Raw genomic sequence first — 12,252 nt, 5'->3', positions numbered from 1 at the left:
CGGCCGCACACTGCGAATGGGCACCCAAAAAGCTGTGATCGCGCGCCCGCTCGCTTGCGACCGGCACCGATTGCGCTTAAGCGGCACATTCAGCATGACAGCATCCGCAGACCACCCTCTGTACGGCCACCGGCACCTTCTGGGGATCGCCGGGCTCAACTATCCGGACATCGCAACCCTGCTCGACCGGGCCGACGAAGCCGTCGATATCTCGCGCCAGCGCGAAAAGAAGAAGGCCGTGCTGCGCGGGCTGACGCAGATCAACCTTTTCTTCGAAGCCTCGACACGCACCCAGGCCTCGTTCGAACTGGCCGGCAAGCGGCTCGGCGCCGATGTGATGAACATGGCGGTCGCCTCGTCCTCGGTCAAAAAAGGCGAAACGCTGATCGACACGGCGATGACGCTGAACGCCATGCATCCGGACATTCTGGTGATCCGTCACGGCGCTGCCGGCGCCGCCGCGCTGCTTGCCCGCAAGGTCGGCTGCGCGGTGATCAATGCCGGCGACGGCGCGCACGAACATCCGACCCAGGCGCTGCTCGACGCGCTGACGATCCGGCGTCACAAGGGGCGGCTCGACGGGCTGACGGTGGCGATCTGCGGCGACATCCTGCACAGCCGCGTCGCGCGCTCCAACATCATCCTTTTGAACACGATGGGCGCGCGGGTGCGCGCCGTCGGACCCTCGACGCTGATGCCGGCGGGGATTGCAGAGATGGGCACCGAACATCATGTCCGGCTGGAGGACGGCATTCACGACGCCGATGTCGTCATGATGCTGCGCCTTCAGCGCGAGCGCATGGCCGGCGGGTTCGTGCCGTCCGTGCGCGAATATTTCCGCCATTACGGGCTCGATGCGGCCAAGCTCGCCCATGCCAGGCCCGATTGTCTGGTCATGCATCCGGGGCCGATGAACCGCGGGGTGGAGATCGCCTCGGAGATTGCCGACGGGCCGCAGTCGGTGATCGAGGAACAGGTGGAGATGGGCGTCGCCGTGCGCATGGCGGTGATGAAAGCGCTGCTCGATCCGCGCCGGAACGAGGCGGTGGCGCCATGACGCCCGCCACCGGAACATCGGTCTATGACAATGCCCGCATTGTCGATCCGTCGCGCGGCATCGACGAGACCGGCACGCTGATCGTCACCGACGGCGTGATCGCCGCCTCCGGTGCGGGCGCGCGCAACCAGGGATTGCCGGACGGTGCGACACGCATCGACTGCACCGGGCTGACCATCGTGCCGGGCCTCGTCGACAACCGCGTCCATATCGGCGAACCGGGCGGCGAGCATCGCGAGACGATTGCGTCGGCCTGCGAAGCGGCGGCGGCGGGCGGTGTCACCTCGATCGTGATGATGCCGGACACGAGCCCGGTCATCGACGATGTCGCGCTGGTCGAATTCGTGCTGCGCACGGCGCGCGAAACCGGCGCCGTGCGTGTCCATCCGGCGGCGGCGATCACCATCGGCCTTGGCGGCGCCGAAATGACCGAAATGGGCAATCTGCGCGGTGCGGGCGCGGTCATGTTCACCGAGGGCCGCAAGACCATCGCCAATGCCGCGGTAATGCGGCGCGCGATGACCTATGCGCGCGATTTCGACGCGGTGATCGATCATTGCACGCGCGACGCCGATCTGGCCGGCGCGGGCGTGATGAATGAAGGATTGTTCGCCAGCCTTCTGGGGCTGCCCGGCATCCCGCGCGAAGCCGAACTCCTGCCGCTCGACCGCGATCTGCGCCTTGCCCGCCTGACCGGCGCGGCCTATCATGCGGCGAAGATTTCGTGCGCGCCAGCCGCCGACGCAATCGGCCGGGCCAAGGCCGACGGGCTTGACGTGACGGCCGGGGTGTCGATCAACCATCTGACGCTGAACGAGAACGATATCGGCGAATACCGGACCTTCTTCAAACTGTCGCCGCCGCTGCGCCACGAAGACGACCGGCAGGCGATGATCGCCGCTCTCAATGACGGCACGCTCGACACGATCTGCTCGGACCACGACCCGCAGGATGTCGACACCAAGCGCCTGCCCTTCGCCGAGGCCGAGGACGGCGCGGTCGGCCTCGAGACGCTGCTCAGCGCGGCGCTGCGCCTGCATCATTCGGGCGACGTGCCGCTGCCGCGCCTGATCGAGGCGATGAGCACCGCGCCTGCGCGCCGGCTCGGGCTCGATGCCGGCACGCTGCGCCCGGGTGCGCCGGCGGATTTCGCCGTCATCGATATCGACGAGCCCTTCGTTCTCGATGCGGCGCAATTGCGGTCGCTGTCGAAAAACACCGCCTTCGACGAAGCCCGCCTGACCGGGCGCTCGGTGCGAACCGTCGTTGCCGGACGCACGGTCTTTGCGGCATGATCGGCACCGCGCCGGGAGGATGTGATGGACACGATCGGTGAATTCAGCCTTCTGACCGCTTTGGCTGCGCTTGTCGGCGGATATCTGTGCGGCTCGATCCCGTTCGGCCTGATTCTGACGCGCCTGGCCGGGCTGGGCGACATACGATCGATCGGCTCGGGCAATATCGGCGCGACCAATGTGCTGCGCACCGGCAACAAGGGCCTTGCCGCGCTGACCCTGCTGCTCGATGCGCTCAAGGGGCTGGCGCCGGTTCTCATCGCCAAGGCCTTCGGCACCGAGGCGGCGATGGCGGCGGGGTTCGGCGCCTTTGTCGGCCATCTCTACCCCGTCTGGCTGGGCTTTCGCGGCGGCAAGGGCGTTGCGACCTTCGCCGGTATATCGCTGGGCTATTCCTGGATGGTTCTGTTGCCGTTCGCCGCCGGATGGCTGCTGACGGCTTTCATCACGCGTTATTCGTCGCTGGCCGCGCTTGTCGGCGTCTGCGTGGCCACATTGACTTTGTTCATCCTTGGCGAAAACATGCTGGGCTGGCTTTATGTCGGCCTGACCGCTCTGGTGTTCTTCAAGCATCGCGCCAATATTGCGCGGCTGCGCGAGGGCACCGAGAGCCGGATCGGCCAAAAGGGATGACGGGAGACCAGGCGTGCCGGAGGACGGCCAGGCCGATACCGAGCCGCAGGCGGTTCGCTTCGTGTTGTCGGACCGGCAGAGGCTGGCATGGCTGCGCCTTTGGCGCGCGGAAAATGTCGGGCCGGCCACCTTCCGTGACCTGATCAACCATTGCGGGTCGGCCGAACAGGCTCTCGCCATGCTGCCGGAACTGTCGACGCGCGGTGGGCGCCGGCGCCACCCGCACATTCCGTCCGAAGAGGAAGCTGCGGCCGAGCTGGAGGCCATCGCCGCCCATGGCGCGCGCCTGATCGGCATCGGCGAGCCGGACTATCCGCCGCTCTTGCGTCTTGCCGACCAGGCACCGCCGCTGGTGACGGTGACCGGCGAAACGAGCATCCTCCACGCCCCTGCCGTCGCGATCGTCGGCTCGCGCAACGCGTCGATGGCCGGGCTGACCATGGCGCGCCGCCTGGCTTCGGAGCTGGGCGAACAGGGGCACGCCATCGTCTCGGGCCTTGCCCGCGGCATTGACGGTGCGGCGCACGAGGCGGCGCTTGCGACGGGAACAATCGCGGTCCTGGCCGGCGGCCCCGACAAGCCCTACCCGCCCGAGAACGTCGATCTGCTGGCGCGGATCGAGCGGGAGGGCAAGGGTTGCTCGATCACGGAGATGCCGTTTGGCTGGCAGCCCCGCGCCAAGGACTTTCCACGCCGCAACCGCGTGATCGCCGGCCTGTCGATGGCGCTGGTGGTCGTCGAAGCCGCCGCACGGTCCGGCTCGCTGACTTCGGCGCGGCTGGCCGGAGAACTGGGGCGGCTCGTCCTTGCGGTTCCCGGCTCACCGCTCGATCCGCGTGCACACGGCACCAACACGCTGATACGCGACGGCGCCACGCTGGTACGGTCGGCCGACGACGTGATCGAAGCGATCAGCCCGCTCGATCCGGCCGCCGAGTTCTACCAGCCGCCGCCAGCGCCCATGGAGTTGACCGCGATGATGGCATTGCCGCCCGACGACGACGCGCGCGAGAAGGTGCTGGCCCTTTTGGGACCGACCCCGGTGGCAGTCGATGAACTGATTGTCGAAGCGGGGCTGGGCGCACCGCAGATGTTCCTGATCATCATGGAACTGGACCTTGCCGGCCGCATCGAGCGGCATTCAGGCAACCGTGTCTCGCTTCTTGTCCCCGCCCCGTGACGGCTGCTGGCCGCGCATGGCATCGCTGGCCTCGATATAGGCCATCTCGATCAGGTAGGTCAGAAGGTCGCAACGCTCGGCCTCGGCCATCGTCCGCAATTGACCGAGCATCGACTGAATATAGCCAAGTCTGTCGGCACGCGTTTCGCGATGATTGTCTGGCACTGAATGCTCCTGGCGCGACGCGGAAAGAAAAAAGCGGCTTGGCGCGAAGATAGATCACCATAAGTTGCAAAACAAGCGATACTCCGGAAATTATACTCGTAAAGCGTGTATTTTCCCGCACGCCGACAGGCCGTCGGGAGATACAAAACGCCGCGTCCGCCCTTGACCCGGCGCCTTCATGCCGCCATGTCCATGCCCGCCGCGCCCTGCGCGCTGGCCTTTTTCCGGAATGGATCATCCATGGAAGTCGTCGTCGTCGAATCGCCCGCCAAGGCGAAAACCATCAACAAATATCTGGGGTCCGGCTACAAGGTGCTGGCCTCGTTCGGCCATGTGCGCGACCTGCCGGCCAAGGACGGTTCGGTCAAGCCCGACGAAGACTTCGCCATGTCATGGCAGGTCGACACGGCGTCCAACAAGCGGCTCAACGAGATCGCCGCCGCCGTTAAGTCGGCCGACGGCCTTATTCTCGCGACCGACCCCGACCGCGAGGGCGAGGCGATCTCCTGGCACGTGCTGGAAGTGCTCAACAAGAAAAAGGCGATCAAGGACAAGCCGGTCAAGCGGGTCGTCTTCAACGCGATCACCAAGGCGGCGGTGCTCGATGCGATTGCCAACCCGCGCGAGATCGACGGGCCGCTGGTCGACGCATATCTGGCGCGGCGCGCGCTCGACTATCTTGTCGGCTTCACGCTCTCTCCCGTCCTTTGGCGGAAGCTGCCCGGTGCACGCTCCGCCGGGCGGGTGCAGTCGGTGGCGCTGCGTCTTGTCTGCGACCGGGAAACCGAGATCGAACAGTTCAAGCCCGAGGAATACTGGTCGATCCTGGCCAATCTCAAGACGGCGGCCGATGCGCCGTTCGTTGCCCGCCTGACCGGGTTCGACGGCGAAAAGCTGACCAAGATGGGCGTGCGCGACGGCGAAACGGCGAACACCATAAAGGCCATGCTCGAGGCATCGGCCTTCTCGGTCACATCGGTCGAGGCCAAGCCCGTCCGCCGCAACCCGCCGCCGCCCTTCACCACCTCGACGCTGCAGCAGGCAGCCTCGGCAAAGCTCGGCTTTGCGCCGGCGCGAACCATGCAGATCGCCCAGAAACTCTATGAGGGCGTCGATTTGGGCAGCGAAACGGCGGGCCTGATCACCTATATGCGGACCGACGGCGTGCAGATGGCGCCAGAAGCCATCGATGGCGCCCGCGCGGCGATCGGCAGCCGGTTCGGCGGCGAATTCGTGCCCGACAAGCCCCGGCACTATTCCTCCAAGGCAAAGAACGCGCAGGAAGCACACGAGGCAGTGCGGCCGACCGATTTCGACCGCGCGCCGGACGACATTCGCAGCACGCTGACGGACGAGCAGTTCAAGCTTTACGATCTGATCTGGAAGCGCGGCATCGCCAGCCAGATGGAGTCGGCGCGGCTGGAACGGACCACCGTCGAGATCACCGCGGCAGGCGATGGCAAGCAGGCGCAACTGCGCGCGACCGGTTCGGTGGTCCAGTTCGAGGGCTTCTTTGCCGCCTATACAGAGCACAAGGACGATTCAAAGCGCGCCGACGACGACAATGGCGACGACGACAAGCGCCTGCCCGCCATGCGGCAGGGCGAGGCTTGCGCACGCGACTCGATCGAGGCGACCCAGCACTTCACCGAGCCGCCGCCGCGCTATTCGGAGGCCTCGCTGATCAAGAAGATGGAAGAGATCGGCATCGGCCGGCCGTCCACCTATTCGGCGACCGTCTCGACCCTGAAGGACCGTGATTATGTGCGGCTTGAAAAGCGCGCATTGGTGCCTGAACCCAAGGGACGGCTCGTCACGGCGTTCCTGCAGGATTTCTTCGAGCGCTATGTCGAGTTCGATTTCACCGCTTCGCTGGAAGAGAAGCTCGACCTGATCTCCGACGGCAAGCTGGCCTGGAAGGACGTGTTGCGCGATTTCTGGCGCGAGTTCTCGGCCCATGTGGATGAGACCAGGGAATTGCGCATCACGGACGTGCTCGACGCGCTCAACGAGCGGCTCGAACCGCTCGTCTTCCCGGCGCGCGAGGACGGATCGGACCCGCGCATCTGCCCCAAATGCGGGACCGGCAAACTCAGCCTGAAGCTCGGCAAGTTCGGCTCGTTCGTCGGTTGCTCAAACTATCCCGAATGCAGTTTCACGCGCCAGCTCGGCCAGGAAGGCAATGGCGATGCCGACGCGTTCGCCGACGGGCCGAAAGTGCTCGGCAAGGACCCGTTCACCGAAGAGGACATCACGCTGCGCACCGGCCGGTTCGGGCCTTACGTCCAGCGCGGCGAAGGCAAGGAGGCCAAGCGCTCCAGCCTGCCCAAGGGCTGGAAGCCCGAAGAGATCGATCATGAAAAGGCGCTGGCGCTGCTGGCTCTGCCACGCGATGTCGGCGCGCATCCCGAAACGGGCAAGATGATCTCGGCCGGCATCGGACGCTACGGCCCGTTCGTCCTGCATGACGGGACCTATGCCAACCTCGAAAGCGTCGAGGACGTCTTCACGATCGGGCTGAACCATGCCGTCACCGTGATCGCCGAAAAAGCCGCCAAGGGCGGCGGGCGCGGACGGTCGGCCCCGGCGGCTTTGAATGAACTGGGCGAACATCCGGAAGTGGGCGGGCCGATCACCGTGCATGACGGGCGCTATGGCCCTTACGTGAAGCACGGCAAGATCAATGCGACGATCCCCAAGGGCACCGATCCGATGAGCGTCGATTTGGCGAAGGCCGTCGAACTGATCGCCGCGCGCGCCGAAAAGGCGGGCAAGAAGGTGGCCGGCCCGTCGGGCGCCAAGAAGAAGACCGCGGCCAAAAAGAAGCCGGCGCCGAAGAAGAAACCCGCCGGCAAGGCCAAGACCGCCGCCTCGGCGGCTGCAGATGAGTAAACCGCCGCGCGGCGGAGGCGGCNCGCGACATTGCCCGCGCGTTCGGCCTGAAAGGCGACGCGCGCGTGGCGCTGAAACATTTGCTGCGCGAACTGGAAGAGGAAGGGCTCGTCGAAAAACGCGGCAAGCGCCTTGCGGCGCCCGGCACCCTGCCCCCGGTGATGGTGCTCGAAGTGACCGGCCGCGACGCCGATGGCGGGCTGATCGCGCGGCCGGCCGAATGGGACGAGGAACGCGGCGCGCTGCCGCTCGTGACCATCTCTGCGCCGAAAAAGGGCCGCGCGAAGATCATCCTGCCGGGCGTCGGCGACCGCGTGCTGACGCGGATCGGCGAACAGGCCGGCGACGGCAGCTATCAGGGCCGCGTCATCAAGCGCCTCGAAAGGAAGAAGGCAGCGATCCTCGGCGTCGTGCGCCGCACCGACAAGGGCGGCTACCGGATCGAGCCGACCGAGCGCAAGCAAAACGAACTGGAAATCGACAAGGCCGACCTGGGCGACGCCAGGCCCGGCGATCTGGTCGAGGTCTCGGAGACGCGCTCCGGCCGGCATGGCCTCGCCAAGGGGAAGGTGCTCGAGGTGATCGGCTCGCTGAAAAGCGAGAAGGCGGTGTCGATGATCGCCATTCATGCGCACGGCATCCCGCATATCTTCCCCGAAGAAGTGCTGGCCGAAGCCGAGGCGGCGAAACGGCCCGGGATCGAGCCGCCGCGCGAGGACTGGCGCGACGTGCCGCTGATCACGATCGACCCGGCAACGGCCAAGGATCATGACGATGCGGTGCACGGCATGCCGGACGACGATCCGTCCAATCCGGGCGGCCATATCGTCACCGTGGCCATCGCCGATGTCGCCCATTTCGTCCGGCCCGGCTCGGCGCTCGACCGGGAAGCGCAAAAGCGCGGCAACTCGGTCTATTTCCCCGACCGCGTCGTGCCGATGCTGCCCGAGCGCATCTCCAACGATCTGTGCTCATTGCGGGAGAAGGAAGACCGGCCGGCCATGGCAGTGCGCATGGTGTTCGACGCCTCGGGACACAAGAAGTCCCACTCCTTCCACCGCATCATGATGCGGAGCCACGCCAAACTCTCCTACGAACAGGCGCAGCAGGCCATCGACGGCGCGCCGGACGCCATCGCCAAACCGGTCCTGGACACGATCCTCAAACCGCTCTGGGCCGCCTATGCATGCCTGCTGAAAGGCAGGCGAAACCGCGAGCCGCTCGAACTGGACATTCCCGAACGCAAGATCCTTTTNCATGATCCAGGCCAATGTCGCGGCCGCAGAAACGGTGGAAAAGAAGAAGCAGGCGCTGGTCTTCCGCATCCATGACGCGCCTGCGCTCGCCAAGCAGGAGGCGCTGCGCGAGTTCCTCAAGACGCTGGACATCCCGCTGGCCCGCGGCGCGCAATTGCGGCCGTCCGCCTTCAACGCGATCCTGTCCCGGGTCGAGGACACGGACCATTCGCCGCTTGTGCATGGCGTGGTGCTGCGCTCGCAGAGCCAGGCCGAATATTCGCCAGACAATATCGGCCATTTCGGCCTGAACCTGAAACGCTATGCCCATTTCACCTCACCAATCCGGCGCTATGCGGACCTGATCGTGCACCGCGCGCTGATCGGGGCGTTGGGCCTTGGCGATGGCGGCGACGAACTGCCCGAAATGGAGATCGACCGGCTGCGCGAGATCGCCGGCCTTATCTCGTCGGCCGAGCGCCGCGCGGTCAGTGCGGAGCGCGACACGGTCGACCGGCTGATCGCCGAACATCTGGCCGACCGTGTCGGCGACACGTTCGATGCGCGCGTCTCCGGCATGGCGGGCGCGGGCCTCTTCGTCACCCTTGACGGGCTCGGCGCGGACGGGTTCATTCCCGCCTCGAAACTGGGCGAGGACTATTATCGCCATGACGAGGCGCTGCACGCCATGGTCGGCGAACGCAGCGGCGCCGGCTACCGGTTGGGCGATCGCGTCGAGGTGCGGCTGGCCGAAGTGCAGGCGATGGCGGGCGCGATCCGCTTTGACATGGAGAGCGAACCGCGCGATCTGGGCATGTCGATGACATCGCGCCACAAGGGACGCGGCAAGCAGATGGCGCGCAAGGCCGGCAACCGGGGCCGCAGACGCCGATAGGAGCTTCGGACACCAGATGAGCCAGACGATGGACACGCACATTTTCGGCGGCACCGGACACGAGCCGCGGCGGCCGCTGTGGCGCGCCATCGGGCGCGGCCTCAAATCCCGCTGCCCGCAATGCGGCGAGGGCGCGCTGTTTGCTTCCTATGCCAAATCCGTCGATGCGTGTTCGACCTGCGGCGAGGCCATGCATCATCATCGCGCCGACGATCTGCCCGCCTATCTGAACGTCTTCATCGTCGGCCATGTCGTCGTTGCGGGCTTTCTGATGGTCGAACGGGTCACCGACTGGCCTTCCTGGCTGCATTTTGCGGTCTGGATTCCCCTCACCCTGATCCTGGCGTTCGCGCTGATCCCGCCGATCAAGGGTGCGGTGATCGGCCTCCAATGGGCCAACCGGATGCACGGATTCGGCGGCACCGAGGACGGTGTCGCCGATCCCGACATCGATCCGGCACAGCACGGCTGAAGGCACGCATGTCCGGCCGTCCCCACCTTCGTCCGCGCAACGCCGCTTCGCTGCTTCTGGCGGACCTTTCGGATGGCGCACCGGCGTTCTTGATGGGCGAGCGATCGGGCGGACACGTCTTCATGGCGCACAACCGTGTCTTTCCGGGCGGACGGGTGGAAAAGGCCGACAGCCATTTACCCGTTCCGCCGGTCGTCCCCGATGCCGACATGGCCTGGCTTCGCAACGAACTGGGCACCGGCGCGAGCGACAGCCGCGCCACCGCCTTTGCCGCCTGCGCGATGCGCGAGACCGGGGAGGAAACCGGTCTTGTTCTTGAAAGCAGGGCCCTTTTGACGCCGCTGCGCTACATTGCGCGGGCGATCACGCCGCCCGGCCAGGTGCGCCGCTACGACACCCGCTTCTTCCTCGCCGTCGTCGACCGCGGCCAGGTGCGGTTCGAAGGAACAGACGGCGAACTGTCGGCGATCGGCTGGTACCGCGCCGACACGGATCACGGTGAACGGCTGCATGCGATCACAGCCGAAGTGATGCGCATCGCGACCGCGCGGCTGGCCGACGATCCGCCGCTCGCAACCGATCCGCCGGTGCCGTGTTACCGGGTGCGCAACGGCCGGCGCATCATCGAATATCCGGCGACCGGCTGGTTCCCCTGACCGGGACAAGCGCTTGACTTTCCGGGCCCGATGGGTCATCTGCATCGCAACGCCGGAGCGGCCCTTTGCGCGCGCCGGCTATTTTTTGTCCGACCGTACCGTACCGATCACAAGGCGCATCGACCATGGCCAAGGCCACAACCATCAAGATCAAGCTGCAATCGACAGCCGATACGGGCTTTTACTACGTGACCAAGAAGAACAGCCGCACCATGACCGAGAAGATGGTCAAGCGGAAGTACGACCCGGTCGCCAAAAAGCACGTCGAGTTCAAGGAAGCCAAGATCAAGTAAGGCGCCCGCCTTCACCGATCGGCCCTTGCGGCATCACGCGAACCGCCGGCGGCGCTGCCCCGGCGGTTTTGCTTGGGCCATGATGGAAAACCCCGTGCGCGTCAGGCGGCCTTGGCCACGACCCGGTTGCGGCCGCCGGCCTTGGCCTCGTAGAGCGCGGTGTCGGCCTTCTTGATCAGGTTCGCCGCGGTTTCGCCGGCATCGCTGTCGAGCGTCGCGACCCCGAGCGATGCCGTCACCGCGATTTCCATGCAGCCCTCGCCCAGCCCGAATGGCGTATCCGCGATGTCGAACCGCAGCCGCTCGGCGATCTCGGCGGCCATCAGCGCCGGCGTGTCCGGCATGACGATGACGAACTCCTCGCCGCCATAGCGGCACACCAGATCCATGCCGCGCACCTGGTTGCGCAGCCGGCGCGCGAACTCGCGCAGCACCTCATCGCCCCCGTCATGGCCATGGGTGTCGTTGACCGCCTTGAAATGGTCGATGTCGGTGATCAGAAGCGACAAAGCGCGGCCGCGCTTGTGCGCCCGTTCCACGAGCGTTTCCAGGTGGGTGTCAAGATAGCGGCGATTGTGCAGGCCGGTCAGACCGTCGGTGACCGCCAGTTCAATCGATTCGGCGACGTTGGACCGCAGCCCGTCATGATAGGCCTTGCGGCGCACCTGCGTCTTCAGGCGCGCGACGAACTCGTTGGGATCGACCGGCCGGACCACATAATCGTTGACGCCCAGTTCGAGCGCGCGGGCAATCAGCGTGTCGTTCTCTATATCGCTGGACAGGATGATCGGCAGGAAGCGTGTCCGGTCAAGCGAGCGAAGCTGGGAAATGACGCGCAGCGGATCGAAATCGGAAAAGTCGGCGGATATGATTGCGCAGTCGAACCGTCCTTCGGCGGCCGCCTGAACACCCGCCTTGGGGTCGTTGACATGGTGCAGCCGGGCCGCACCGCGCATGATTCCGGAAAACCGCTCGAAGACCGAGATGCGCTCGTCAATCAGCAACACCTCGGCAGGCTCGTGGCCGGCCTTGCCCTGATTGCGCAGCAGTTCCTCGATCGCGATGTCGCGCGTTGTGTGCGCGCGCAGGCGCAGCTCGTCGGTCAGCATCTTCAGGCGCACCAGGCTCTTGACGCGAGCCAGAAGCTGCATCTCGTTGACCGGCTTGGTCAGAAAATCGTCGGCGCCAGCCTGAAGGCCGCGCACCCGGTCTTCCATCTGGTCGAGCGCGGTGACCATGACGACCGGAATGTCCATCGTCGCCGGATTGGCCTTGATCCGCTGGCAGACCTCGAACCCGTCAATGCCGGGCATCATGACGTCCAGGAGGACGATGTCGATGTTCTCGCGTTCGAGCGTGTCCAGCGCCTCGGCGCCGTTCATCGCCGTCAGCACCTCGTAATACTCCATCGTCAGACGCGCGTTCAGGAGGTCCAGATTGAGCTGGTTGTCGTCGACGACGAGAATGCGTGCGGTCATG

10 protein-coding genes and 1 pseudogene are annotated in these 12,252 nt (G+C 65.9%); 9 read left to right on the top strand and 2 right to left on the bottom strand.

Annotated elements, in window-relative coordinates:
* Positions 1 to 94: 94 nt before the first annotated feature.
* Genes DEM25_RS12145 through dprA form a run of 4 tightly spaced genes read left to right on the top strand, consistent with a single transcriptional unit; the run spans position 95 to position 4,165 of the window.
* Positions 95 to 1,057 carry an aspartate carbamoyltransferase catalytic subunit gene (locus DEM25_RS12145; RefSeq protein WP_109766179.1) on the top strand — a complete coding sequence of 321 codons (963 nt, stop codon included), beginning with the start codon at positions 95 to 97 and terminating at the stop codon, positions 1,055 to 1,057.
* Positions 1,054 to 2,352, top strand: coding sequence for a dihydroorotase (locus DEM25_RS12140; RefSeq protein WP_109766004.1), 1,299 nt, complete (start codon positions 1,054 to 1,056; stop codon positions 2,350 to 2,352). Before DEM25_RS12145 ends, DEM25_RS12140 begins: the two co-directional genes overlap by 4 nt.
* A gap of 24 nt (positions 2,353 to 2,376) precedes the next feature.
* On the top strand, positions 2,377 to 2,985 hold the full coding sequence (gene plsY / locus DEM25_RS12135) for a glycerol-3-phosphate 1-O-acyltransferase PlsY (RefSeq protein ID WP_109766003.1): 609 nt from the start codon (positions 2,377 to 2,379) through the stop codon (positions 2,983 to 2,985).
* Between the two features lie 13 nt (positions 2,986 to 2,998).
* Positions 2,999 to 4,165 carry a DNA-processing protein DprA gene (dprA, locus tag DEM25_RS12130; RefSeq protein ID WP_245412891.1) on the top strand — a complete coding sequence of 389 codons (1,167 nt, stop codon included), beginning with the start codon at positions 2,999 to 3,001 and terminating at the stop codon, positions 4,163 to 4,165.
* Here dprA and DEM25_RS12125 read toward each other — a convergent pair.
* Positions 4,127 to 4,330, bottom strand: coding sequence for a hypothetical protein (locus DEM25_RS12125; RefSeq protein ID WP_109766002.1), 204 nt, complete (start codon positions 4,328 to 4,330; stop codon positions 4,127 to 4,129). The genes dprA and DEM25_RS12125 overlap by 39 nt on opposite strands.
* Before the next feature lie 240 nt (positions 4,331 to 4,570).
* Here DEM25_RS12125 and topA point away from each other — a divergent pair, with 240 nt between their 5' ends.
* The 5 genes and pseudogenes from topA (at position 4,571) to rpmG (ending at position 10,773) form a co-directional block, all read left to right on the top strand.
* Complete coding sequence (gene topA / locus DEM25_RS12120; protein WP_109766177.1) at positions 4,571 to 7,222, top strand: type I DNA topoisomerase; 2,652 nt, start codon at positions 4,571 to 4,573, stop codon at positions 7,220 to 7,222.
* 29 nt (positions 7,223 to 7,251) lie between these two features.
* Positions 7,252 to 9,352: pseudogene (locus tag DEM25_RS12115) on the top strand (ribonuclease R family protein).
* A 16-nt stretch (positions 9,353 to 9,368) separates the two neighbouring features.
* Positions 9,369 to 9,824, top strand: a complete 456-nt coding sequence (locus DEM25_RS12110) for a DUF983 domain-containing protein (RefSeq protein ID WP_109766000.1) — start codon at positions 9,369 to 9,371, stop codon at positions 9,822 to 9,824.
* Positions 9,825 to 9,832: 8 nt separating this feature from the next.
* Positions 9,833 to 10,480 carry an NUDIX hydrolase gene (locus tag DEM25_RS12105; RefSeq protein WP_158585255.1) on the top strand — a complete coding sequence of 216 codons (648 nt, stop codon included), beginning with the start codon at positions 9,833 to 9,835 and terminating at the stop codon, positions 10,478 to 10,480.
* Between the two features lie 125 nt (positions 10,481 to 10,605).
* Positions 10,606 to 10,773 (top strand): 50S ribosomal protein L33, encoded by a 168-nt coding sequence (rpmG, locus tag DEM25_RS12100; protein WP_109765998.1) that lies wholly within the window; start codon positions 10,606 to 10,608, stop codon positions 10,771 to 10,773.
* Positions 10,774 to 10,874: 101 nt separating this feature from the next.
* Here rpmG and DEM25_RS12095 read toward each other — a convergent pair whose 3' ends face one another.
* Positions 10,875 to 12,251, bottom strand: coding sequence for a PleD family two-component system response regulator (locus tag DEM25_RS12095; protein WP_109765997.1), 1,377 nt, complete (start codon positions 12,249 to 12,251; stop codon positions 10,875 to 10,877).
* Position 12,252 lies beyond the last annotated feature (1 nt).

This window comes from Oceaniradius stylonematis (assembly GCF_003149475.2).
GTDB classification, from domain to species: domain Bacteria; phylum Pseudomonadota; class Alphaproteobacteria; order Rhizobiales; family Rhizobiaceae; genus Roseitalea; species Roseitalea stylonematis.
This window is presented reverse-complemented; position numbering and strand designations above follow the sequence as displayed.